Source organism: Geopseudomonas aromaticivorans (assembly GCF_019097855.1).
Taxonomy (GTDB): Bacteria; Pseudomonadota; Gammaproteobacteria; order Pseudomonadales; family Pseudomonadaceae; genus Geopseudomonas; species Geopseudomonas aromaticivorans.
Window position 1 is genome coordinate 234,035 of record NZ_JAHRGL010000001.1, and the last position, 23,922, is coordinate 257,956.

16 protein-coding genes are annotated in these 23,922 nt (G+C 66.1%); 8 read left to right on the plus strand and 8 right to left on the minus strand.

The annotated features are described in order from the left end of the window. Positions 1 to 11 precede the first annotated feature (11 nt). A complete protein-coding gene (locus tag KRX52_RS01085) occupies positions 12 to 1,133 on the minus strand; it encodes an efflux RND transporter periplasmic adaptor subunit (protein ID WP_254797321.1) in 1,122 nt (373 codons plus the stop codon). 256 nt (positions 1,134 to 1,389) lie between these two features. Here KRX52_RS01085 and KRX52_RS01090 point away from each other — a divergent pair, with 256 nt between their 5' ends. Both KRX52_RS01090 and KRX52_RS01095 read left to right on the plus strand, forming a co-directional pair. Further along, a complete protein-coding gene (locus KRX52_RS01090) occupies positions 1,390 to 2,172 on the plus strand; it encodes an IclR family transcriptional regulator (protein ID WP_217679298.1) in 783 nt (260 codons plus the stop codon). 10 nt (positions 2,173 to 2,182) lie between these two features. Then, the gene (locus KRX52_RS01095; RefSeq protein ID WP_217679299.1) at positions 2,183 to 2,809 is read left to right on the plus strand and encodes a TetR family transcriptional regulator; all 627 of its coding nucleotides are present in this window, start codon (positions 2,183 to 2,185) and stop codon (positions 2,807 to 2,809) included. A 17-nt stretch (positions 2,810 to 2,826) separates the two neighbouring features. Here KRX52_RS01095 and KRX52_RS01100 read toward each other — a convergent pair whose 3' ends face one another. The 5 genes from KRX52_RS01100 to recQ form a co-directional block, all read right to left on the minus strand. Next, on the minus strand, positions 2,827 to 3,873 hold the full coding sequence (locus KRX52_RS01100; protein ID WP_217679300.1) for a glycosyltransferase family 4 protein: 1,047 nt from the start codon (positions 3,871 to 3,873) through the stop codon (positions 2,827 to 2,829). A 198-nt stretch (positions 3,874 to 4,071) separates the two neighbouring features. Beyond that, positions 4,072 to 4,365, minus strand: coding sequence for an Rdx family protein (locus tag KRX52_RS01105; RefSeq protein WP_217679301.1), 294 nt, complete (start codon positions 4,363 to 4,365; stop codon positions 4,072 to 4,074). 66 nt (positions 4,366 to 4,431) lie between these two features. Continuing rightward, positions 4,432 to 5,829: a DHA2 family efflux MFS transporter permease subunit gene (locus tag KRX52_RS01110; RefSeq protein WP_217679302.1), complete on the minus strand. Its 1,398-nt coding sequence runs from the start codon at positions 5,827 to 5,829 to the stop codon at positions 4,432 to 4,434. Between the two features lies 1 nt (position 5,830). Next, positions 5,831 to 6,262, minus strand: coding sequence for a MarR family transcriptional regulator (locus KRX52_RS01115; protein ID WP_217679303.1), 432 nt, complete (start codon positions 6,260 to 6,262; stop codon positions 5,831 to 5,833). Positions 6,263 to 6,384: 122 nt separating this feature from the next. Beyond that, a complete protein-coding gene (gene recQ / locus KRX52_RS01120; RefSeq protein ID WP_217679304.1) occupies positions 6,385 to 8,526 on the minus strand; it encodes a DNA helicase RecQ in 2,142 nt (713 codons plus the stop codon). Between the two features lie 125 nt (positions 8,527 to 8,651). Here recQ and KRX52_RS01125 point away from each other — a divergent pair, with 125 nt between their 5' ends. From KRX52_RS01125 to lapD, 4 genes are all read left to right on the plus strand, one after another. After that, the gene (locus KRX52_RS01125; protein WP_217679305.1) at positions 8,652 to 9,239 is read left to right on the plus strand and encodes a UPF0149 family protein; all 588 of its coding nucleotides are present in this window, start codon (positions 8,652 to 8,654) and stop codon (positions 9,237 to 9,239) included. Between the two features lie 10 nt (positions 9,240 to 9,249). Beyond that, the gene (locus KRX52_RS01130; protein ID WP_217679306.1) at positions 9,250 to 9,651 is read left to right on the plus strand and encodes a YbaN family protein; all 402 of its coding nucleotides are present in this window, start codon (positions 9,250 to 9,252) and stop codon (positions 9,649 to 9,651) included. Positions 9,652 to 9,735: 84 nt separating this feature from the next. Continuing rightward, positions 9,736 to 10,422: a cysteine protease LapG gene (lapG, locus tag KRX52_RS01135; protein ID WP_217679307.1), complete on the plus strand. Its 687-nt coding sequence runs from the start codon at positions 9,736 to 9,738 to the stop codon at positions 10,420 to 10,422. Positions 10,423 to 10,430: 8 nt separating this feature from the next. Next, positions 10,431 to 12,377, plus strand: coding sequence for a cyclic di-GMP receptor LapD (gene lapD, locus KRX52_RS01140; RefSeq protein WP_217679308.1), 1,947 nt, complete (start codon positions 10,431 to 10,433; stop codon positions 12,375 to 12,377). 97 nt (positions 12,378 to 12,474) lie between these two features. On the opposite strand, the gene KRX52_RS01145 is transcribed toward lapD, so the two are convergent. Together KRX52_RS01145 and KRX52_RS01150 are read right to left on the minus strand one after the other, a co-directional pair. Continuing rightward, entirely contained in the window at positions 12,475 to 12,816 is a 342-nt protein-coding gene (locus tag KRX52_RS01145; RefSeq protein WP_217679309.1) for a tryptophan synthase subunit beta, read from the minus strand. 64 nt (positions 12,817 to 12,880) lie between these two features. Beyond that, positions 12,881 to 19,864, minus strand: a complete 6,984-nt coding sequence (locus KRX52_RS01150; RefSeq protein WP_217679310.1) for a retention module-containing protein — start codon at positions 19,862 to 19,864, stop codon at positions 12,881 to 12,883. Between the two features lie 468 nt (positions 19,865 to 20,332). Between KRX52_RS01150 and KRX52_RS01155 the strand changes: the two genes are divergently transcribed. Next, the gene (locus KRX52_RS01155) at positions 20,333 to 21,685 is read left to right on the plus strand and encodes a TolC family outer membrane protein (RefSeq protein WP_217679311.1); all 1,353 of its coding nucleotides are present in this window, start codon (positions 20,333 to 20,335) and stop codon (positions 21,683 to 21,685) included. A 68-nt stretch (positions 21,686 to 21,753) separates the two neighbouring features. After that, the gene (locus KRX52_RS01160; RefSeq protein WP_217679312.1) at positions 21,754 to 23,913 is read left to right on the plus strand and encodes a type I secretion system permease/ATPase; all 2,160 of its coding nucleotides are present in this window, start codon (positions 21,754 to 21,756) and stop codon (positions 23,911 to 23,913) included. Positions 23,914 to 23,922 lie beyond the last annotated feature (9 nt).

The window sequence follows — 23,922 nt, forward strand, 5'->3', positions numbered from 1 at the left end:
GGGCGAGCTCCTCAGTTGGCCGCTTGGTCGGTCGGCTTGCCGAATTCGGCGGCCAGTTCGACGTTGCTGGCCGCGACCGGCTTGACCGTGATGCCGCTGCGCACCCGCTGGATGCCCTCGGTCACCACCCGCTCGCCGCTCTGGATGCCCTTGCCGATCAGCCAGGCGTTGCCCACGGTGCGCAGGGTTTCGACCTCGCGCAGTTCGACGCTGGCGTCGGCCTTGACCACCCAGACACCGGGCTGGCCGCGACTGTCGCGGACCACCGCCTGCTGCGGCACCAGCAGGGCATCCTGCTGGGTGCCTTCCTTGAGCAGCGCGTGGACGAACATGCCGGGCAGCAGCTTGCGCTCCGGATTGGGGAACTCGGCGCGCAGGGTCACCGAGCCGGTGGTCTCATCGACGCTGACCTCGGAGAACTTCAGGGTGCCGGGCAGCGGATAGGCGCTGCCGTCGTCCAGGGTCAGGCTGACCTCGGCCTGGTGCTCGCCGCTGCGCTGCAGCCGTCCGGACTCCAGCGCGCGGCGCAGGCCGAGCAGCTTGGTGATCGGCTGGTTGACGTCGACATAGATCGGATCGAGCTGGGTCACGGTGGCCAGCTCCTGGGCCTGGCTGTTGGTCACCAGCGCGCCCTCGGTGACCGCCGAGCGGCCGATGCGCCCGGAGATCGGCGCCAGCACCTTGGTGTACTGCACGTCGATGCGCGCCACCTGCACCTCGGCCTGCGCCTGCTTCCAGGCGGCCTGGGCGTCGTCGTACTGCTGCCGGCTGACCGCGTTGGTCTTGAGCAGGCGCTCGTAGCGACTGGCCAGGTTCTCGGCGGTGGTCAGGTTGGCTTCGGCGCGCGACAGGCGCGCCTCGTAGGTGCGCGGGTCGATCTGGTACAGCGGCTGGCCCTTCTTCACCTGGCTGCCCTCGGTGAACAGGCGCTGCTGCAGGATGCCGCTGACCTGTGGGCGCACCTCGGCGACCCGGTAGGCACTGGTGCGCCCCGGCAGGTCGGTGGTCAGGGTCAGTGGTCGAGCCTGCACGGTGAAGACACCGACTTCCGGCGCCGGCGGTGCGCTGGCCGCCTGTTCCTGTTCGCCGCAACCGACCAGCAGCACCAGAGCTGCCAGGGGGAATATCCGCATCGCACGCAAGGGCCGTTTGTGCTTCACCGGCTCGTCTCCTTTGAATCGCATGGAAGTTGAGGCTTTCGCCCGCATGTATCGTAATGCGATTCAGTGTACCATTATGTGGTTTTGACGAGACAAGCACGAATGTAACGAAATCCGTGCAGCGGCCGGGCGCAAGGAGGTGCTGGTCTGGGCCGCGGCTGGCCACTACAGTAGCCACCGGCCTGACATGGGGCGTGCGGCGGCCGACCGCCGATACGAAGAGAAGTCAATGAGTCAACACGAAGAAATCAGCGAAAGCGGCAAGCACTCGGGCATCCAGGTGATCGCCCGGGCCGCTGCCATCATGCGCGCCCTGGGCAGCAATCCGCAGGGGCTGAGCCTGGCGGCCATCGCCCAGCTCGTCGATCTGCCGCGCTCGACGGTGCAGCGCATCATCAACGCCCTCGAGGAGGAGTTTCTGGTCACCGCCCTCGGCCCCAGCGGCGGCTTCCGCCTGGGCCCGGCGCTCGGCCAGCTGATCAGCCAGACGCAGACCGACATCATTTCCCTGGTCAGGCCGCACCTCAGCGCACTCAGCGAGCAGCTTCAGGAGTCGGTGTGCCTGTCTTCGCTGGTCGGCGACAAGACCTATGTGGTCGATCGCATCGTCGCCGAGCGCGAGCTGCGCGTGGTGTTCCCCATCGGCATCAACGCCCCGGCCGCTGCCACGGCCAGTGGCAAGGCGCTGCTGGCCGAGTTGAGCGAGGACGCGATCAGCGCCTTGTTGCCCGATCCCTTGCCGGTGTTCACGCCCATGACCCTGGCTCGCGAGGCCTTGCTGGAGCAGCTGGCGGAGATCAAGGCCTGCGAGGTGGCGGTCGACCTCGGCGAGTACATCGAGGGCCTGTGCTCGTTTGCCGTGCTGCTGGACACCTATCTGGGCCATTACGCCATTGCCGTGGTGGCACCCAGTTCGCGGGCAATGCCCAGGCGCGAAGCGTTCCAGCAGGCGCTGCTGGCCTGCAAACAGAATATCGAGCGGGCGATCGGGCGCGCCCCGCGAAACTCCTGAGGACGCCCCCGTGGCCAGAAAGACCCCCGAAGAGGCCGCACGGACGCGCCAGCGCATTCTCGACGCGGCCGTCGAAGTGTTCGCCCGGGATGGCCTCGCCAACGCCACGCTCGCCCAGATCTCCGAGCAGGCCGGCGTCAGCCGCGGCGCCATCTACTGGCACTTCAAGGGCAAGCAGGATCTGCTGCAGAGCATTCTCGACGAGCAGGCGCACCCCCTCGAAGACGCCGTGCCAGCCGGCATCGGCTTCCAGGCCGGCTGGCAGCGCCTGCACGAGGACCTTGGCGAAAGCATCAGCGGCGATGCGCCGCGCAAGCTGTCCGAGATCATCCTGCACAAGAGCGAACGCACGGCGGCCAGCGAGCCTATCCCCCTGCGCCTGGAGCAGCTCCGGGAGGGTTTCATGCGCCGTCTGCAGCGCCTGCTGGCCGACGCCGTCGCCAGCGGCGAGCTGGCCGCCGAGCTGGATATTCCGGCCATCGGCGAGGTTTTCCAGGGCTGCATCGGCGGCCTGCTGTTCGAGTGCCTGCAGCACCCCGGCGCGGCTGCCCGCAAGATAGCCGCGACGCTGGACACCCTGCTGTACCTGCTGCAAAACCCGCCGGGTCACCTGCGGCTGGCCAGCCGCGGGCCATAGCGGCGTAACCGGCACGCTCAGGGCGTGCTGCGTTCGACCCGCAGTGGCCCCGCCGGCAGGCAGGGCGCACCATTCAGCTGCGGCTGGCGGGCGAGGAACTCCAGTGCCGAGGCTTGCCACGACTGGCGCCGCGCCTCGGCGGCGCAGGCGCGGCGATCCAGTCGCAAGGCCTGCAGGCAGGCGCGCTGCAGGTCTTCGTCCATGACGCCGCTGACGCCCTGGCGCAGCACGTCCTGCGGCCCGCTGACCGGGAAGGCCGCCACCGGGGTGCCGCAGGCCAGCGCCTCGAGCATCACCAGGCCGAGCGTGTCGGTGCGCGAGGGGAACACCAGCACGCTGGCCGCGCGATAGGCCGCCGCCAGCGTCTCGCCACGCAGATAGCCGAGGAAGCGCACCCGCGGATAACGCCGCTGCAACTCGGCGCGCAACGGGCCATCGCCGACCACCCGTTTCTCGCCCGGCAGCTCGAGATCGAGGAAGGCCTCCAGGGTCTTTTCCGGCGCCAGGCGGCCGACATACAGGAACACCGGCGCCCCCTCCCCCAGCGGCTCCAGCCGCGGTTGGAACTGGCGGACATCGACGCCCTTGCGCCACAGCGCCAGACGGGCGAAGCCCTGCCCGGCGAACTCGGTCTGCATGCGCACGGTGCTGACCAGCACGGCATCGCTCGGCCGGTGGAAGGCGCGCATCCAGGCATAGCCCAGGCTCAGCGGGATCACCGGCCAGCGGGCATGGACGAACTCGGGAAAGCGGGTGTGCATGGCGGTGGAGAACGCCAGGCCGCGACGCTGCAGCCAGTAGCGCGCGGCCCAGCCGAGCGGGCCTTCGGTGGCCAGGTGCACGGCATCCGGGGCGAATTCGCGGATCTTCTCGGCGACCCGCCAGAGATCCCAGGCCAGCGCGATCTCCGGGTAGCCCGGACAGGGCAGCGAACGGAAGTCCAGCGGCGACAGCACCCCCACCTCGCAACCCAGCGCCTCCAGTTCCGCCACCAGCGCGCGCAGGCAGGTGACCACGCCGCTGACCCGCGGCTCCCAGGTGTCGCTGACGATCAGCAGACGCATGGGCAAGCCTCGACAGCCCGCTCAGCGCCGGTACGAGGTGCGCATGGCGACGGGCAAGACTGGGCACAGTCCATCAGCTACCTCCGGCTGGCGCGGCTGGGTCATTGCTGGCGTCGGGAGCCGCTGCGACTGGCGCCTGGCCCCGTTAACGCAGCATAGCCACAGTCGGCAAGCCGCGCCGCTCGTCGGCGCAGTTCGTCATTCGCCGCGCGGGCGGTCGCTGTGGCCGAGGTCGCGCTGCGGATCGATCTGGTCGCGCACGCGCTGCTTGAGCACCTTGGCCTCGGGGAAGCCACCGTCAGCCTTGCGCTCCCAGATCTCCACGCCGTCGCAGGCGATGCGGAACACCCCGCCGGTGCCGGGCTCCAGGCTCACCCGAGCGAGGTCGTCGCTGAAGGTGGACAGCAGTTCCTGGGCCAGCCAGGCGGCGCGCAGCAGCCATTGGCACTGGGTGCAGTAGGTGATGACGATTTCGGGTTTGGGCGTGGACATGCCGACGACATCCTGAACATGGAAACGGGCGAGACAGCATCATAGCTGTCCCGCCCGCGGCGCAGGTCAGCGATTGCGCAGCAGCCAGGCCGGCCAGAGGGCCAGGGCGAACAGCACAGTCAGCAGCCAGAAGCTCTGCTGGAAAGCCATGGCATTGGCGGCCGCATCGGCACCTTCGGCCGCGTGACGCCACTCGAGGAAGAAGGTCAGCAGGTTGATGCCCAGCGCCCCGCCGAGCTGACGCATGAAGCTGATGGTGCCGGTGGCCGGCGCCAGCTCCTCGGGGGGCAGGTCCTGCACCGCGCCGGTACTCACCCCCGGCATGAGGCCGCCGATACCAAGGCGCCCCAGCGAAGCCCAGGCACAGACCGCCCAGAAGCCCGCGCCGCTGCCCATCAATGCCTGACCGGCGGTGGACAGGGTGAGCAGCCCCAGGCCGCCGACCAGCAGCCAGCGTGCCGCCAGCTTGTCGCTCAACCAGCCGCCGACGAACACGGCGACACCCAGCACCAGGCCAGTGGGCAGCAGCAACAGGCCGGCGTCGCTGGCGCTGTAGCCATCCACCGTCTGCACGTACAGCGGCACCAGGTAGGTGATACCGAACAGGCTGACCCCCAGCACCATCGACACCCAGCTGGTGTGGCGGAAGCTGGCGTTGCGCCACAGGCGCAGCGGCAGCAGCGGCGCCGAGTGGTGGGTGCAGCGCCAGAGGAAGGCGACCAGGCCGAGCAGGCCGACCGCTCCGCTCAACAGGGTGGCGCTGTCCAGCCAGCCAAAACGCTGCGCCTCGGCCAGGGCGGCGAGGATGCCGAACAGCGCCAGATTGAGCAGAACGAAGCCGGGCACGTCGAGCCGCGGCGGGGTCAGCGAACGCAGGGTGGGCAGCAGCAGCGCACCGCCAATCAGGCTGATGACGCAGACCGGCGCCGGCAGCCAGAACACCGCGTGCCAGCCGAAATGGTCGACCAGGAAGCCCGCCAGGGTCGGCCCCAGGGCCGGCGCCATCATCGCGCCCAGGCCGAACAGGCCCAGGGCCAGCCCCCGCCCCTCGCCCGGATAGGTGCGGAAGATCAGCACCATGGACAGCGGCTGGGCGATGCCGGCGCACAGCCCCTGGACGATGCGGATGGCGATCAGCGCCCAGATCGAGGTGACGAAGGGCGCCACCAGAGAGGTGACCAGGAACAGGCCGAAGCTGGTCAGCAGGGTCGCCCGCGAGCCGAAGCGCGCCTGCGCCCAGGACGACAGCAGCAGGCCGGAGGTCATCGCGGAGAGCACGCCGGTGACCAGCCACTGGGCCAGCGGCCGGCCGATGGCGAAGTCCCGCATGATCGCCGGCAGGGCCACGTTGATGCTGGTCGACGACAGCACCATGGTCATGGTGGAAATGATCAGCAGCGCCAGCAACCAGCGCGGGTAATGCCGGCCGAAGCGCGCCGCCAGGACGTCGAGGTCGTGGCCCATGTCAGCGCCGCTCCAGGTTGGCCTGCATCTGACCCAGCACGCGCTGGCACACCTCCAGCTCCTGCTGATCGATGCTGCCGAGGACCTCGCGGCGCAGCTCGCCGGCGATGGCCTCGATCTGCGCGATCAGCGCCCCGGTACCCGGCAGCAGCTCGATGCGCTTGGCGCGGCGGTCCTCGGCCACCGGGACCCGGCGCACCAGTTGCTGGGTCTCCAGGCCGTCGAGCAGGCGCGCCAGGGTCGGGCATTCGACACCGATCATCTGCGCCAGCTCGCTCTGCGTCGGCGGCTCGGGTTGGCGCGCCAGATGCAGCAACACCAGCCAGCGCGCCTGCGACAGGCCGAGATGACTGAGGCGGCGGTCCAGCTCGGCGCGCCAGGTGCGCGCGAGCAGGGCGATGTCGGCGCCGAAGCGATGATCGGAATGGGCCATGGTCGCGCTCCTGATACTCAATGGGCTAATTATTAGCCTGCTAAGCATCTATCGGCAACCCTTCCCTGCCGAGCACGACGGCGGGCGGGCGACAGCGCCCGCCAGTCAGGGGAATGGCGAACTCAGGCGCCCAGCTCGGACTCCAGCGCCGCGCGCACGCAGTGCAGCACGCCGAGCGCCACGCGACCGTCGAACGCCTCGGCAATCGCCGCCACCGGCGGCAGCTCGGCGTCGCCGTCGAGGAAGGCGTCGTGGATCTCGCCGAGCAGCTCCTCGGGCAGATCCAGCGCCTGCTCGAGGCTGATCTGCTGGCGGCCGATCGCCTCGGCCAGCAGGCTGTAGACGTTCTTCTCGCTGCAATCGAGCTGGCGGGCGATCTGCTGCGGGGTCATCCCGGAACGGGCAAGGCTGACCAGCTCGTGGCGCAGGTCGGCGACCACCACCGGCACGGCTGGCGCGGCCGGACTGTCGGTGAGCACGTCGAGGAAGGCCTGGCCGTAGCGCTCCAGCTTGCGTGCGCCGACGCCACTGACCCGGGCCATGTCGGACAGCGACTGCGGCTGGCTGCGCAGCATTTCCAGCAGGGTGGCGTCGGGGAAGATGACGTAGGGCGGCACGCTGTGCTCCTCGGCCAGCTTGCGGCGCAGGGTGCGCAGCGCCTCCCACAGCGGCCGCTCGTCACCGCGCACCAGCTGGCTGGCCTGGCTCGGCCCGCCGCTGCTGCGCTGGGCGCGCTGCGGCTTGAGATCGCGGCGCAGCTCGAGGCTGACCTCGCCGCGCAGCAGCGGCCGGCAGCTGTCGGTCAGACGCAGGCCGCCGAAGCCGTCGAGGTCGACGTCGGCTAGGCCGCGCGCCACCAGCTGGCGGAACAGGGTGCGCCAGTCGGCCTCGGCCAGCTCCTTGCCCTTGCCGAACACCGCCAGGTGCTGCTGGCCGAGCGCACGGATCTTGTCGGTGTCGCGGCCGAGCAGCAGGTCGACCAGGTGGCCGACGCCGTAGCGCTGGCCGCTGCGGTAGATCGCCGACAGCGCCAGGCGCGCCGGCTCGGTGGCGTCCCAGGTTTCCACGCCGTCGACGCAGTTGTCGCAGTGTCCACACGGTTGTGGCATGTCCTCGTCGAAGTAGGCCAGCAGCGCCTGGCGGCGGCAGCGCGACTCCTCGCACAGCGCGAGCATGGCGTCGAGCTTGTGGCGCTCGACGCGCTTGTGCTGCTCGTCGCCCTCGGAGTTCTGCAGCATCTGGCGCAGGAACAGCACGTCCTGCAGGCCGTAGGCCATCCACACTTCCGAGGGCAGGCCGTCGCGACCGGCGCGGCCGGTTTCCTGGTAGTAGGCTTCCAGCGACTTGGGCAGGTCGAGGTGGGCGACGAAGCGCACGTTGGGCTTGTCGATGCCCATGCCGAAGGCGATGGTCGCCACCATGATCAGCCCTTCTTCATTGATGAAGCGCTTCTGGTTGTGCGCGCGCAGCTCGTTGGACAGCCCGGCGTGGTACGGCAGCGCCGGGTAGCCCTGCGCGCTGAGGAAGGCGGCGACCTCCTCCACCTTCTTGCGCGACATGCAGTAGACGATGCCGGCATCGCCCTTGCGGCCTTCGAGGAAGGCCTGCAGCTGCTTGCGCGGCTGATCCTTGGGCACAATGCGGTAGAAGATGTTCGGCCGGTCGAAGCTGGAGAGGAAGCGCTCGGCGTTTTCCAGGTGCAGGCGCTGGACGATCTCCTCGCGGGTGCGCTTGTCCGCGGTGGCGGTCAGGGCAATGCGCGGAACCTGCGGGAACAGCTCGGCGAGCTGGCCGAGCTGCAGGTATTCGGGGCGGAAGTCGTGGCCCCACTGCGACACGCAGTGCGCCTCGTCGATGGCGAACAGGGCGATCGGCAGGCTCTGCAGGAAGGCCAGCATGCGCGGCTGCACCAGGCGCTCGGGAGCCAGGTAGAGCAGCTTGATCTCGCCGCGACGCAGGCGCTCGGCGATCTCGCGCTGCTCCTCGGCCGTCTGGGTCGAGTTCAGCGCCACCGCCGCCACGCCCAGCTCGTCGAGGGTGGCGACCTGGTCGTCCATCAGCGCGATCAGCGGCGACACCACCACCGCCACGCCATCGCGCAGCAGCGCCGGCACCTGGAAGCACAGCGACTTGCCGCCGCCGGTGGGCATCAGCACCAGGGCGTCGCCGCCCTCGCTCACGCGCTGGATGATCCGCGCCTGATTGCCGCGGAAAGCGTCGTAACCGAACACGTCTTTGAGTGTGCGCAGGGCGGAATCGAGCATGTGGCCTCCGAATGAAGCCGCGCATTATACGCCAGCGGCGCGCCGCAACCGTGCGCCACTCGCCTAGCGGCAGGTCGCCCGCTCGTCTACAATCCGGAACGCATACGTCCTGAGGTAGTATCCCGATGTCCTTCGCCGAGCAACTCTCCCGCCTGCAAGCCTTTCTCGATGCCGACGATCTGCATGAGGAAGCGCTGGACTACGTGGCTGCCCATGGCTACCTGACCGCCCTGTCCATCTGCCCCGAGCAGGTGCCCGAGCGCGAGTGGATCGACGCCCTGTTCGCCGAACCGCCGCATTATCGCAGCGACGACGAGAAGGCCGACATCGAGGACGCGCTGATCAAGCTCAAGGCCCATATCGGCCGCCAGCTGGCCAGCGACGAGGACATGGAGCTGCCCTGCGACCTCGACCTCGGCGACGAGCCGGACGAGTCCGACCTGCGCGGCTGGTGCATCGGCTTCATGGAAGGCGTGTTCCTGCGCGAAGGTGTGTGGTTCGAGGACGCCGAGGACGAAGTCAGCGAACTGCTGCTGCCGATCATGGTCGGCTCCGGCCTGTTCGACGAACAGCCCGAATTCGACGACATCGCCCGCGATCGCGACCTGGTGGACAGCATGATCGACCAGATTCCCGAACTGCTGACCGCGCTGTTCCTGCTCTGCCAGGCGCCGGAAGAGAAACCTGCGCTGCTCAAGCCGCGCCAGCACTGAGCCGCGCCGCATGGCGCCACGCGAATATCCCGAAACCCGTCATGCCTGGTTGCGCTGGTTGCTGCTGGGCATTGGCTGGATCAGCGTGGCGCTCGGCGTCATCGGCATCTTTCTCCCGGTCCTGCCGACCACTCCCTTCCTGCTGCTGGCCGCCGCCTGCTTCGTGCGCAGCTCGCGCCGCGTCTACGTCTGGCTGGTCACCCACCCACGCCTCGGCCCGTGGATCCGCGACTACCTCGACGGCCAGGGCATTCCGCTCAAGGCCAAGGTCTACGCCATCGGCCTGATGTGGGCGAGCATCCTGCTGTCCTGCTACCTCGTCCCGCTGCTGCCGGCGCGACTGTTCATGCTGACCAGTGCCGTACTGGTCAGCTTTTACATCCTGCGCCAGAAAACCTTGGGACGCCCCTGATCCCGGCAGTCGCAGGCCGCGACAATTACACCTATCCTGAAACCAGACATTGCAGGACATGGGCAGTCGATGGAGCCGCAAGGGATGAGCCCGAAAGTCTCGGGGGGCAAATGCGTCGTCGCGATCCTGTGTCTGCTGGCCGCCCTGTTGCTCGGCGTGCGCGCACAGGCGTGGTGGGACTTCGCTCTGATCATTCGCCTGGCCGAACAGCAGCATGGCGCCCTCGGCGCCGGCAAGACCCGCCTGGCGGAATGGTCTGACCTGATCAGCCAAAGCACCCGCCTGCAGGAGCTGGAGCAATTGCAGGCGGTCAACGGCTTCTTCAACCGCACCCTGCTGTTCATCGACGATGCACGCACCTGGCAGCAGACCGACTACTGGGCAACCCCGGTAGAGGCGCTGATCAAGGGTGCCGGCGACTGCGAGGACTATGCCATCGCCAAGTACCTGACCCTGCGCCGCCTCGGCATCCCCAGCGAGAAGCTGCGCATCACCTACGTCAAGGCACTGGAGCTGAACCAGGCGCACATGGTGCTGACCTGGTACGCCACGCCGAGCAGCGATCCGCTGGTGCTGGACAACCTGATTCCCGATATCCGCCCCGCCTCGCAACGCCGCGACCTGCTGCCGGTGTACGCCTTCAATGCCGAAGGCCTCTGGCTGCCCGGCCCCGGCGGCGGCAGACGCACGGGGGACAGTAAGAAACTGTCGCGTTGGCAGGATCTGCTGAACAAGATGCGCGCCGAAGGATTTGCCCTGAACGAAAGCTAGGAGGCTCCATGTCCCTGTTGAAGCAACTGTTCATCGCCATCTGCCTGTTCCTGCTGGTGGCCTTCACCGGCAGCTTCGTCACCAGCCTGGAAAGCTCGCGCGAGCAGATGATCAGCCAGTTGCGCTCGCATGCCCAGGATGCGGCAACCGCGCTGGGCCTGTCGCTGACTCCGCACGTCGACGACCCGGCGATGATGGAGTTGATGGTCAGCTCGATCTTCGACAGCGGCTACTTCTCCAGCATCCGCGTGCTGCGCATCAACGACGACCGCGTGCTGGTCGAACGGCAGATGACGCCCGGCACGGAGCAGGTGCCCGGCTGGTTCGCCCGCCTGGTCGACCTCAAGCCCGAGGGCGGCGAAGCCCTGATCATGCGCGGCTGGGAGCAGGCGGCCCGGATCGAGGTGGTCAGCCATCCGCAGTTCGCCCTCGCCCGCCTGTGGGACAGTGCCATGGGCAGCCTGTCCTGGCTGGTCCTCTGCGGCTTGCTCAGTGCCGCGCTCGGCGGCTGGCTGCTACGCGTCCAGCTGCGCCCGCTCGACAGCATGGTGCAGCAGGCCGAAGCCATCAGCCGGCGCGAGTTCCTCAGTCTGCCGCAGCTACCGCGCACACCCGAACTGCGGCGGGTGGTGATGGCGATGAACCAGATGGTCGACAAGCTGCGCAGCCTGTTCGTCGAGGAGGCAGCACGCAGCGAGCAACTGCGCCGCGAGGCCTATCAGGACGATCTCACCGGGTTGGCCAATCGCCGCCGGTTCGACATGCACCTGAATACCCACTTGCTGGCCAACGAACAGAATGCCGCGGGCTACCTGCTGGTCTTGCGCATCAATGACCTCACCGGCCTGAACCAGCGCCTCGGTGGCGCGCGCAGCGACAGCCTGATCCGCGACATCGGTGAACTGCTGCAGCGCCTGATCGAACAGCACGACCACCCCGACTGGCTGGCGGCGCGCAGCCGCGGCGGCGAGTTCGCCCTGCTTGCCCCGGGACTCAGCGCCAGCGAAGCCGACACGCTCGCCGCCGAACTCAGCGAGGCGGTGGAGAACCTGCGCAACACCGGAACCAGCGACTGCTCTCCGGTCGCCTGCATGGGGCTCTGCGTATTCCATCCCGGCGAAGCCGAAGCCCATGTGCTGGCTCGTGCCGACCAGGCGCTGGCCCAGGCCCAGCACCGCCCGGACAAACCCTGGGAGCGCCTGGACGACTACGAGCCGAGCGCCAGTCTCGACCTGCACCAGTGGCGCCTGTGGCTGGACGATGCCCTCGGCGCAGGCAAACTGCAGCTGTACTTCCAGCCGGTGGTACGTAGCAATGATCGCGCGGTGATCCTGCAGCACAAGGTCCTCGCCCGCCTGCTCGACCCGCAGGGCAAGGCCATTCCCGCCGGACTGTTCCTGCCCTGGATTGCCCGGCTCGGCTGGGCCGCCCGGCTCGACCAGCTCATGCTCGAACACGCCCTGGCGCACATCGAGCAGTACCGCCAGCCCCTGGCGCTGAGCCTGTCCAGTGCCACCCTGCACGATCAGGTCAGCCTCGCGCTGCTCCTGCACACCCTGCGCAAGCATCCCCAGCATGCCGGACTGCTCTGCCTGGAGCTGGACGAGCGCAGCCTGCCGCCCGCGGAGCAACTGCAATCGCTCTGCCAGTCCTTCCGCGAAACCGGCTACCGCCTCGGCCTGCAGCATTTCGGCGGCCACTTCAGCCTGATCGGCAACCTCACCCATCTCGGCCTGGCCTACCTGAAGATCGACGGCAGCTATATCCGCGGGCTGGACCAGGAGCGGGACAAGCGCGTATTCATCGACGCCATCCAGCGCACCACCCACAATATCGACCTGCCGCTGATCGCCGAAATGGTCGAGCGCGAGGGCGAGGCACAAGCCCTGCAGGAGCTCGGCATCCACGGGCTGATGGGCCGCCTGATCGGCGCCCCGACGCCGTGGCAACGTTGACCCCCCCGGAAACGACATCGCCCCGCAGCAAGGACTACGGGGCGATGACAGACAAGCGACTGGCGCAGGGCGAGCCGGGGGTGCGCGACGCAGAAAATCAGATCAGATGCTGCTCATCCTCGTCGCCCAGCAGATTGCTCAAGCCGCCGAGCCCGGCGCGCGCCTGGGCCCGATCCTGCAGCTTGCGCTGCGCCGCCTCGGGCAGATCGGTGTAGCGAATCACCCCCTGCTCGACCAGCACACCGACCAGATCCTCCAGAACGCGGATCAGCTCGAGGTCGGAATCCTTCAGCTTGTTCAGGCGGCTGCGGACTTCCTCGCGGTTGAGCCAGGCATGCAGCTCCTCGCTCTCCAGCTCCAGGGTTTCCGTCATGCCCTCGAAGGGCTGACGCTCCACGCGCAACAAATGACCATCGAGGGATCGCTGGACATAAACCATGGTCTTCACTCCATGAAAAAGCCCGCCACCAGTCATGGTGGCGGGCTGGTCATTTTACATCAGGTTAGACAGTGTCGACCTTGAGTGTACCGTCGCCGAGCATGCCGGCGATGACACCCGCAGCATCGGGGGAGTTATAAGCCACCGAAAGATCCACGCCCTCCAGAATGATACTTTGTGGCGGCACCGGCCCGGCGTTTGTTCCATTGGCGTCCACGGTGATCGTCGTGCTGGCCCCGAAGGTGAAGCTCAGATAGCTGCTCAGACTCTCGACGGTGCTGGTCTCGCCCTGGAGCAGCTGGGAAAGGTCCAACTTGTCTTCCCCCGGCGTGAAGTCGGTGATGCGGTCGATACCAGAATCACCAGCGTTCCAGACGAAGGTATCCGCCCCCTTGCCGCCGGACAGCAGATCGCTACCCTGCCCGCCGTTGAGGAGGTCAATGCCATCGCCTCCTGACAGCGCGTCATCCCCCAACAGGCCGCTGAGACTGTCGTTGCCGTCGTGACCAAAGATCCAGTCAGCCGCCGCCGTACCGGGCAGCGGATCATTGCCAGCACCGCCCTCGAGGGTGTTTTCCTGCGGGTAAAGCGTGGCGTTCACCGTGCTGAGCATGGCATCCCCATCACCATCGGTAGCCTGGATCTGGTAGGCCAGATCGATGGGCTGCGATGGCAAGACCTGGGAGTAGCTGAAGGTACCGAGAGCGAAGTCCGTGGAACCGCTCGCGCCCGTTACCTGCACGGCACTGAACTGGGTTGCCGAATTGATCTCGAAACTCCAGTCGTCATGCAGGCCATTGATGGTGATTGAATCAACGTTATCGATCAGGGTGACCGAGCCAGTCACGTCCACCCCTGAGGCGTTATAGACCTTGATATCGCTGGTCGACAGGTCGACGTGGGTGTCGTCTGGATCTGTCGCACCAAACACGTTGTCGTTATCGGCAACGATCGCCAGCAGGGTCAGATTCACCACGCCGTTGTTACCCTGAACCTGGGAGATACTCTGGCGGAAGCTGTGGATCAGGTTGTGGGTGCTGTAGCTGAACCCGGTCGTGCTGGCCGCATTGACGGCCAGGCCGTTGACGAAGTCGAAGCGAATGTTATCACCCGTATCGATCCACTGATCAGCAATGCCGATGTCTGTCGAGGTGCTGTTGACTGGACCCGTGGTGGAGGACATCAGCACATCCTGCAGCGTGACCGGGTCGACATTCAGCAGCGCCTTGAAGTTGTCATGGCCAGCACTGCCGGTTGCGGAAAGGCCGCTGATCACGGTCCGGGTGTCGTTGGAAAGCACACCCGAGGTCGTCAGCGTGTAGGTGTCGGTCGCGGGATCGAGAACCATGGTGAACCCGACCGTGCCACCGGCCGTTGTAGCCTCCAGCGTATGGCCATCGGCACTGTAGTGCAGGTACAGCTGCTCCCCCTTCCCGGTGACTGCATTGAACAAGGTGATCAGGTGGCCACTGCCGTCCCTCGCGGCATCTCCTTCCGCCTTGCCGAAGGTGGGCGTGAACACCACATTGCCCACCCCATCGGCGCCCGCTGCCTCGGCAAAGCGCAGATCCCCCGTAATGACTCGGGTAGCGGCAACCTGGTCGATCAGCATGCCGTGCTCGGGAAGGAAGGCCTGCGGCACGTCATCGAGGATGGTCACATCCAGGTTCTGGCTAGTCGTGCTGCCACTGTCGTCGATCAGCTGTACCGCGAAGCTTTCGCTCAGCGCGGTGTCGTTGGCCGGCTGAGTGTGCATCTCGTTGTCGAGCAGGGTGTAGCTGTAGAACACCGTGCCGCTGCCCGTCGCCGGATCGTAGCTCACGCTGGTGATCGTCAGCGTGTTGCCCAGCCCGCTGGTCAGGGTCGGCAGCGTCGCGGCCAGCACGCCACCGCTGATCAGCGCGCTACCGCCCACCGTCAGGCTCTGTACGCCGTCCGGAGCGCTGAAGGTGAAGCTGCCGGTCTGCGTCAGCAGCGCCGCATTCGCGGCATTGCCGTCACTGAGGTTGGCGTCGCTGACGGTGATCTCGCCACCCGTTGCGTTCAGGCCACTCAGCACGGCACCGTCATCGGCCCCTGCTACGCGCAGAATCAGGGTCGCGGTATCGGTATCGCCGTCGGCATCGCGGATGGTGTAGGTGAAGGTCTCGCTCACCACCTCGCCGGCATTGAGCGCCTGGGTCGCAGGGCGTGTGTTGTCGAGGACGAAACTGAAACTGCCGTCATCGCCCAGGACCACGGTGCCGTAGGTCGACAGGATATTTGCGGTGGAATCCTCCCAGGCGACGAAGAAGCGCCCATCCGCACCGATCTGGCCATTGGTGTGCACGTCATTGAGCAGCACGTTGCCCTCGATCAGGCTCAGGCCGTCCTCGACCAGGCTGGCCGGTTCGCCGCTCACCGCATTGGGCACGTCGTCGAGGATGGTGACATCCAAGCTCTGACTGGTCGTGCTGCCACTGTCATCGATCAGCTCCACCGCGAAGCTTTCGCTCAGCGCGGTGTCGTTGAGCGGCTGGGTGTGCATCTCGTTGTCGAGCAGGGTGTAGCTGTAGAACACCGTGCCGCTGCCCGTCGCCGGATCGTAGCTCACGCTGGTGATCGTCAGCGTGTTGCCCAGCCCGCTGGTCAGGGTCGGCAGCGTCCCGGCCAACACGCCACCGCTGATCAGCGCGCTACCGCCCACCGTCAGGCTCTGTACGCCGTCCGGGGCGCTGAAGGTGAAGCTGCCGGTCTGCGTCAGCAGCGCCGCATTCGCGGCACTGCCGTCGGCGAGGTTGGCGTCGCTGACGGTGATCTCGCCACCCGTGCCATCCAGGCCGCTCAGCACGACGCCGTCGTCCGTACCGACCACCCGGAGAGTCAACGTCGCAGTGTCCGTATCGCCATCGCCGTCGACGATGGTGTAGGTGAAGGTTTCGCTCACCACCTGCCCCGCATTGAGCGCCTGGGTGGCTGCCAGCGTGTTATCCAAGGTGAAGCGGAAGCTGCCGTCCGCACCCAACTCCACCGTGCCGTAGGTCGACAGTACGCTCGACGTGGGGCTCTCCCAGCCAACAAAGGTCTTACCGTCCGCCCCGATCTGGCCATTGGCGTGCACGTCGTTGAGCAGGACGTTGCCCTCGATCAGGCTCAAACCGTCCTCAACCAGGCTGGCCGGTTTGCCGCTCACCGCATTGGGCACGTCGTCGAGGATGGTGACGTCCAGACTCTGGCTGGTCGTGCTGCCACTGTCATCGATCAGCTCCACCGCGAAGCTTTCGCTCAGCGCGGTGTCGTTGGCCGGCTGGGTGTGCATTTCGTTGTCCAGCAGGGTGTAGCTGTAGGTGACCGTGCCCGTACCCGTCGCCGCGTCGTAGTTAACCCCAGTGATGGTCAGCGTGTTGCCCAGCGCACTGGTCAGCGTCGGCAGCGGCGCCACCAGCACGCCCCCGCTGATCAAGGCACTGCCGCCGACGCTCAGGCTCTGCACGCCATCCGGCGCCGAGAAGGTGAAGCTGTTCGTCTGCGTCAGCAACGCCGGATTCGCGGCACTGCCGTCACTGAGGTTCGCATCGTCGACGACGATCTCGCTGCCCGTGCCATCCAGACCACCCAGCATGACGCCGTCAGCCGCGCCGGTCACGCTGAGCGTCAGGATCGCAGTGTCCGTATCGCCGTCGGCATCGCGGATGGTGTAGGTGAAGGTCTCGCTCACCACCTCGCCGGCATTGAGCGCCTGGGTCGCAGGGCGCGTGTTGTCGAGGACGAAGCGGTAGCTGCCGTCATCGCCGAGGGCCACGGTGCCGTAAGTCGACAGGATATTTGCGGTGGAACTCTCCCAGGCGACGAAGATGCGTCCGTCCGCGCCGATCTGGCCATTGGCGTGCTCGTCGTTGGACAGCACGTTGCCCTCGACCAGGCTCAGACCGTCCTCGACCAGGCTGGCCGGGACATCGTTCTCCGCGTTGGGCAGGTCGTCGAGGATGTCGATGGTGATGGTCGCCGGTGCCGAAGGAGTCGTGCCGTCGGACACACTCAGGGTGAACGTGTCGGTTTCGATGCCGGCCAGGTCGGTGGTGGGCGAGGTCAGCTGATAGGTGTAGGTGGCTACGCCGGTAGCCGCGTCATAGGCCGTAATGGTCAGCGTACCGCTGGCTCCGGCAAAGCTGGAGCCAGCCAGGCTACCGATGGCTACCGTAATGCCGTTGATGGTCACGCTCTGCAGGTCGTCCAGCCCATCGGCATCCGACAGGGTGAAGGTGCCGCTGGCGAATTCGCTGGGCGACGCGGCATTCGAGCCGCTCGACAGGCCGGCTTCGTCGACCACATCGTTGGCCCCGCCGTTCCCCGGATCCACCGTCAGGCTCGGTACGTCGTTGCTGCCCGTGATGGTGATGGTGACTGTCGCAGAGCTTTCGTCACCGTCAGCGTCGCGCATGGTGTAGGAGAAGGTTTCGGTCAGGCTCGCACCCGTATCCAGGCCCTGCACGACCGGGCTGGCGGTATTCAGGGTATAGGTGTAGTCGCCGCCGGCACCCAGAACCAGTTGTCCGTAGCTGCCGATTGCGGTCCCGGGCGTGGTGACGACCACTCCGGCGTCGGCACCAGCGATATCGTTAACCAGTACATTGCCGCTAACGCTGGCGGTATCTTCGCTCAGGCTGCTGCCATCATTGACCGCCGTCGGCCCGTCATCGTTAATCGCGATGGTCAGCGCCTGCGGGCCCGCCGGATCGCCTTCGTTGTCCGTGGCCACCACGCTGAAGACGTCGAACAACTGATCATCGGTCCCGGTCAGATTGACACCCGCATGATCAAGGCTGTTGTCGGTCAGGGTGTAGGTCCAGCTGTACTTACCCTCGCCGATCTTGGTCACCTGCAGCACACCGTACTGGCCGTCGACTGCGCCGCCGTTGGTCACATCGACTCCGCCGATGATCACGCTGCTGATGGTCACGCTGCCCAGTGAGTCGCCCTTGGTATCCACAACAATGGAGCCAGAGGTCTGCTCGGCCGTGCTGGACGGATTGCTGCCCGGCAAGCCATCTCCGCTACCACCGGCATTCAACGCTGCCTCGTCGACCACCCCGGCACCGGGGCCATAGGTAATGGCCAGATCCGGAACAGAGTCGACCCCCACGCCAACGGTAAGCACCGCCTGCGAGGAATCACCGTCAGCATCAAGGATGGTGTAGGCGATCGTCGCCACCCCCTCGAAGCCCGGAGCGGGCGAGAAGGTCACCGCACCATCCGGCAGGAAGCTTACCGAGCCATTGCCCGAGGTCAGAGAGGCGCCGATGAGCGTCGCTGTGTCCGAGCCCTGGACATCATTGCCCAGCACATTGACCGTTACAGGCGTGTCCTCGGGAGTCAGCACACTGTCATTGACCGCCGTCGGCCCGTCATCGTTGATCGCAATGGTCAGTGCCTGCGGGCCCGCCGGATCGCCTTCGTTGTCCGTGGCCACTACGCTGAAGACATCGAACAGCTGATCATCGGTGCCGGTCAGATTGGCTCCATCATGATCGAGACTGTTGTCATTCAGGGTGTAGGTCCAGCTGTACTCACCCTCGGTGATCCTGGTGACCTCCAGTACGCCGTACTGGCCGGCGACCGTGCCACCGTTGGTCACATCGACACCACCGATGATCACGCTGCTGATGGTCACGCTGCCAAGCGAGTCGCCCTTGGTATCCACCACAATGGAACCTGAGGTCTGCTCTGCCGTGCTGGACGGATTGCTGCCTGGCAAGCCATCACCGCTGCCACCGGCATTCAACGCTGCCTCGTCGACCACCCCGGCACCGGGGCCATAGGTAATGGCCAGATCCGGAACAGAGTCGACCCCCACGCCAACGGTCAGCACCGCCTGCGCGGTATCGCCGTCCGCATCGCGCATCACGTAGCTGATGGACGCCAAGCCCTCGAAGCCGGGCGCCGGAGTGAAAGTCACCGAGCCATCCGGCAGGAAGCTGACTGTACCGCTGCCGCCCGTCAGGACGGCCGAAACCAGCGTGGCGCCGGAGTCGGCCCCCTGGACGTCGTTGCCCAGAACATTGATCGTTACCGGCGTATCTTCAGGTGTCAGCACACTGTCATTGATCGCCTGCGGACCATCGTCGCCAATATTGATCACCAGTGTTGCCGGTGGCGAAATGTCCCCATCCGCGTCGATCACGCGGACCGGAAAGTTTTGCACCACCTCATCAGTGGTAGTGGCGTTGGGGTCATCGTGATCGAGGGTATTGCCATTGAGGGTAAACACCCAGGTGCCATTGGGTCCGACTTGCAAGGTACCGTATTGCCCCTGGACCGTCCCGCCGGCCGTGACATCGACCCAGTTTCCATTCACATCCTGAACCTGGATGGCCTGGATGCCATCCGGCGAAGAGATCACCACGCGACCGAAGGTCGACTCGGCGGGACTTTCCGCTCGGCTGCCCCCCGGAAGTGCAGCCTCGTCCACGAAGCCGCGCTCGGTCAGAACCTGTCCCGTTTCGTCGGCGAAGTACTCGACTCGAATCGAGGGAATGGGATCCAGCTCCTCATCCGCCCCCTGCGGAAAGATCTCCGGGAACAGCGGCGCAAACTGCAGCGGTCCGGTCGGATAGCCGATGTTCGGGTCCACGCGATCGCCGGTTTCCCCCAGCAGCACGAAGGAAATACCGCCCCCCCCACTGCCGGCGGGGCCGCCAGCGCCAGGGCCGGCTGCCGTGGCGGGCAAGCTGAGGGTAGGGTCGACGCCGGAGGCGATGGCCTGCTGGACGTCCTCGACTTCGGCCAGCTCCTGGGCGCTGGGCACATGTTCGGGGGTGGCGGGTTGAATCGGCGCGCGGGCGTTTTCTCCTGCCAGCAGCTGGGTATCCAGCATCAGCGAACTGTCACGCCCCACGGTCAACTCGCCGCCGTTGACCAGGCGAATGGCTACAGCGCCTCCGGCACCGGTGAGAAGTTGCTCTCCGGCGAAAACCCGATCCCCCTCGCCCAGTTGGCGCTTGCTGCCGTCCGCGGCTACGGCAAAAACCTCTCCGACAACCGCCCTGACAAATCCGATCAACTTAGCCATGAATCCACCCTCCGATACAGTCGCAAGCGTCGACTGTCATGCGTCGCTGATTGCCCGGACAGGACCGGACAGCTGCTAACAGGGTGGTGACTGCAGAGGTGTGTATGAGTGCGCCCCGCCTACCGCAGAGCAAAATGACGAAAAACCGTCACTCCTGTGACCACTTAACTTCCCCTCCACAAAGCAGTTCCCCCCTGCTTTCGCTCTCCCTGCCGCCCGATCTTCTGAAGTCTGCAAAATCCGGCTGAAACGGATTTCCATTGGCTTTTCTCTCTAAACAATGTGGCGCGTTTTTAGCGACGAATAAGATCATTTCCACATAACCCTTATGAGAAATCGCTCTACGCAAAGCATGGAGGATGTTCTTACATACTTGTGAACGGAATAAAAAAATCGCCAGGCAGCAGCGGAAGTCATTTTATTGGCGACGACCATTAGCAAGTGGATACCAATGGTAAGGAGATACCCATGCGCCACTCATCAATGTGGGTTGGGCTGCTGTTGGCAGCAGGTTTCAATCAAGCCTCGGCCATGTCCCTCACGGAAGCGATTCAGAGCACCATCGATAACCACCCCGAGATCCATGCTGCCAGCAACAACCGGTTGTCGGCTGACGAAGAACTCAAGATCGCCCAGGGCGGCTACCTGCCGACGGTCGACATGCTGGCCAGCTACGGTCGGGAGCACACCGACAGTCCCAGCACCCGCATCATCGGCGATCACAACACGGAAACCCTGAACTCCCGCACCGCAGAGCTGCGTTTGCGGCAGATGGTGTTCGACGGCTTCTATACCCCCAATGAAGTGGCGCGCAACGAGGCGGTGGTCAACTCGCGCGCTTATCGAACGCTGGGTGCCACGGAAAGCCTGGCGCTGCGCACCATCGAGGTCTACCTGGACGTGCTCAAGCGGCGCGAGATGGTCGCCCTGGCCGAGAACAACCTGCAGGCGCACCAACGCATCCATGACCAGATCAGCATGCGCGCCGAGCGCGGGGTTGGCAGCAACGCCGACCGCGACCAGTCGCAGGCGCGCCTGGCCTTGGCTGAGAACAACCTCTACACCGAGCAGGTGAACCTGGCCGATGCCGAGGCGAACTTCTTCAGCGCCGTTGGCCGCATGCCCGACGAACTGGAAACCCCGGCCTCGATCCGCGGCCAAATGCCGGACAGCGTGGCCAGCGCCCGTGATCGGGTTATGGACAACAGCCCGCTGCTCAAGTCGGCCCAGTCCGACGTTCAGGCCGCCGAGAAACAGTACGAATCGGCCAAATCCAAGTTCTATCCACGCTTCGATGTCGAACTCTCGGGCAATGCCGACGACAACATCCAAGGGGATGAAGGTCATTACAACCGCTGGTATGCCGGCGTGGTGATGAATTACAACCTGTTCAACGGCATGCGCGACAAGGCTCTGCTGCAATCCGGCGCGCACAAGATCAACGAGTCGATGGACATCCGCAACAACGCCCTGCGGGTACTCAACGAGAACCTGATGCTGTCGTGGAACGCCATGGAAAACGCCCGCCTGCAAACCCCGAAGGCCCGCGATTACGCCAGCTACACGTCCAAGGTGCGCGAGGCCTACCAGCAGCAGTTCTCCCTGGGGCAGCGCACCCTGCTCGACCTGCTTGACAGCGAGAACGAACTGTTCAGCGCCAATCGCCGCTACACCGACGTGCGCTACACGGAAGAGTTCTCCATGTACCGGGTAGTGGCGTCCATGGGCGACCTGCTGCGCACCCACAATGTCGTGCCGCCGAGCGAGGCCCTGGCCCGCACCGAAGTGAAAAGCGAGGCGCGCCTGCCGAGCATGAAGTGACACGTTCCGCAGTCCGCGCCTGAAAATAATAAAAGCAGGGACTTGCTTGCAGGATGGGGGATCGCTTCATGACGACCATGGAACAGGTGGGCAAAGCCGATGACCCTCGGCACATGCACGATGACCCGCTGCTCGACGGGCTGCTGATCCTCAGCAGGCTACACGGCCGAACGGTCAGCCGGGCCAGCCTCAGCGCTGGCCTGCCGCTGCCCGGGCAGCGTCTTTCCCCCGACCTGCTGACGCGTGCCGCTGCGCGCGCCGGCCTGCAGGCACGCCTGCTGCGCCGGCCACTGGAGGCCATTTCCGCACTCAACCTTCCCGTGCTGCTGCTGTTCAAGGACGGCCACTGTGCCGTGCTGCGCCAGTGGAACGACAAGGGCCAGGCGCAGATCCTGCCCTGCGAAGCGGACGGTGGCGAGCAGTGGGTCGAGCGCGAGCAGTTGGCCGCCGAATACTCCGGGCAGGCACTGTTCGCTCGCCCCCGCCATGAGCTGGAAGAGCTGCGCACGCCGCTGGTACCCCGGGTCAAGTCGTGGTTTCGCGACACCCTCAAGCTGTCGCGCTGGCTGTATACCGACGCCATCCTCGCCAGCCTGCTGATCAACCTGCTCGGGCTGATGGCGCCCTTGTTCGTCATGCAGACCTACGACCGCGTGGTCCCCAACCAGGCACTCTCGACGCTCTGGGTGCTGACCATCGGCCTGCTGATCGGCACCCTGTTCGAGCTGCTGCTGCGCGTGCTGCGCTTTCGCCTGCTCGATGTGGCCGGCAAGAAGACCGACGTGGTGCTCTCGGCCACCCTGTTCGAGCGCATCACCGGGATGATGATGAAGGCCCGTCCGGCCAGCATCGGCGGCTTCGCCCAGAGCATTCACGACTTCCAGGGCCTGCGCGAATTTCTCACTGCCGTCACCCTGACCAGCCTGATCGACCTGCCCTTCGCCCTGCTGATGACCGCAGTGATCGGTCTGCTCGGTGGCTGGCTGGTGGTCATTCCGCTGCTCGCCTTCCCCATCACCGCGCTGTTCGCCTACGTCATCCAGCACCGCCTGCGCGACACCGTGCAGCGCAGCCTGGCCCTGGGGGCCGAACGCCAGGCGCTGCTGATCGAAACCCTCGGCGGCCTGGAAACCCTGAAAAGCTGCGGTGCCGAGAGCGAGCGTCAGCACCAGTGGGAAAATACCCACGGCGCCCTGAGCCGGCTCGAAAGCCATGCGCGCCTGCTGTCCGCCGTGGCGCTCAACGGCACCCTATTCCTGCAGCAGCTGGCCGGGGTGGCGATGATCGTCGCCGGTGTCTACACCATCATCGCCGGCAACCTCAGCGTCGGTGCGCTGGTCGCCTGCTACATGCTCAATGGCCGGATCATGGCGCCGCTCGGCCAGGTCGCCAGTCTGATCACCCGCCACCAGCAAGCCCAGCTGACCATGAAAAGCACCGATACGCTGATGAACCTGCCGCAGGAGCGCGACAGCCAGCAGCGACCGCTGGAGCACACCCGCCTCCACGGCGCCCTGGAACTGCGCCAGGTCGCCTTCAGCTATGCAGAGCAGAGTTCACCGGCGCTGCAGGGCATCAACCTGCGCATCGCCCCCGGCGAGAAGATCGCCATCATCGGCCGCAGCGGCTCGGGCAAGAGCACCCTGGCGCGCCTGCTGATGGGGTTCTATAGCCCGAGCGAAGGGCAGATCCTCTTCGACGGCATCGACCAGCGGCAAATCGACGTCGCCGACCTGCGCCACCAGATCGGCTACGTCGCCCACGACCTGCCCCTGCTTGCCGGCACCCTGCGCAGCAACATGACACTGGGCGCCCGCTACATCAGCGACGAGCGCCTGCTCGAAGTCGCCGAGCTGACCGGGGTCAGCGAGCTGGCCCGCCAGCACCCACAGGGCTTCGAACGGCCGGTCGGCGAGCGTGGCCAGCTGCTCTCCGGCGGACAGCGCCAGGCGGTGCTGCTGGCCCGCGCGCTGCTGCTCAATCCACCGCTGCTGCTGCTCGACGAGCCGACCAGCTCGATGGACAACAGCAGCGAGGAAGCGCTGCGCACGCGCCTGCACGACTGGAGCCGCAGCAAGACCCTGCTTCTGATCACCCACCGCATCTCCATGCTCAGCCTGGTGGATCGTCTGATCGTGCTCGACGGCGGCAAGATCGTTGCCGACGGGCCGAAGGAAACGGTCATCGAAGCCTTGCGCAACGGCCGTGTCGGCCCGGCATCGGTCTAGGGAGACGAT

Excerpts from the sequence above, each read along its gene's own strand:
- KRX52_RS01085 (WP_254797321.1), bottom strand. The coding sequence starts at position 1,133 with ATGCGGATATTCCCCCTGGCAGCTCTGGTGCTGCTGGTCGGTTGCGGC.
- KRX52_RS01090 (WP_217679298.1), top strand. The coding sequence starts at position 1,390 with ATGAGTCAACACGAAGAAATCAGCGAAAGCGGCAAGCACTCGGGCATC.
- KRX52_RS01100 (WP_217679300.1), bottom strand. The coding sequence starts at position 3,873 with ATGCGTCTGCTGATCGTCAGCGACACCTGGGAGCCGCGGGTCAGCGGC.
- KRX52_RS01105 (WP_217679301.1), bottom strand. The coding sequence starts at position 4,365 with ATGTCCACGCCCAAACCCGAAATCGTCATCACCTACTGCACCCAGTGC.
- KRX52_RS01110 (WP_217679302.1), bottom strand. The coding sequence starts at position 5,829 with ATGGGCCACGACCTCGACGTCCTGGCGGCGCGCTTCGGCCGGCATTAC.
- KRX52_RS01115 (WP_217679303.1), bottom strand. The coding sequence starts at position 6,262 with ATGGCCCATTCCGATCATCGCTTCGGCGCCGACATCGCCCTGCTCGCG.
- recQ (WP_217679304.1), bottom strand. The coding sequence starts at position 8,526 with ATGCTCGATTCCGCCCTGCGCACACTCAAAGACGTGTTCGGTTACGAC.
- KRX52_RS01125 (WP_217679305.1), top strand. The coding sequence starts at position 8,652 with ATGTCCTTCGCCGAGCAACTCTCCCGCCTGCAAGCCTTTCTCGATGCC.
- KRX52_RS01130 (WP_217679306.1), top strand. The coding sequence starts at position 9,250 with ATGGCGCCACGCGAATATCCCGAAACCCGTCATGCCTGGTTGCGCTGG.
- lapG (WP_217679307.1), top strand. The coding sequence starts at position 9,736 with ATGAGCCCGAAAGTCTCGGGGGGCAAATGCGTCGTCGCGATCCTGTGT.
- lapD (WP_217679308.1), top strand. The coding sequence starts at position 10,431 with ATGTCCCTGTTGAAGCAACTGTTCATCGCCATCTGCCTGTTCCTGCTG.
- KRX52_RS01145 (WP_217679309.1), bottom strand. The coding sequence starts at position 12,816 with ATGGTTTATGTCCAGCGATCCCTCGATGGTCATTTGTTGCGCGTGGAG.
- KRX52_RS01150 (WP_217679310.1), bottom strand. The coding sequence starts at position 19,864 with ATGGCTAAGTTGATCGGATTTGTCAGGGCGGTTGTCGGAGAGGTTTTT.
- KRX52_RS01155 (WP_217679311.1), top strand. The coding sequence starts at position 20,333 with ATGCGCCACTCATCAATGTGGGTTGGGCTGCTGTTGGCAGCAGGTTTC.
- KRX52_RS01160 (WP_217679312.1), top strand. The coding sequence starts at position 21,754 with ATGACGACCATGGAACAGGTGGGCAAAGCCGATGACCCTCGGCACATG.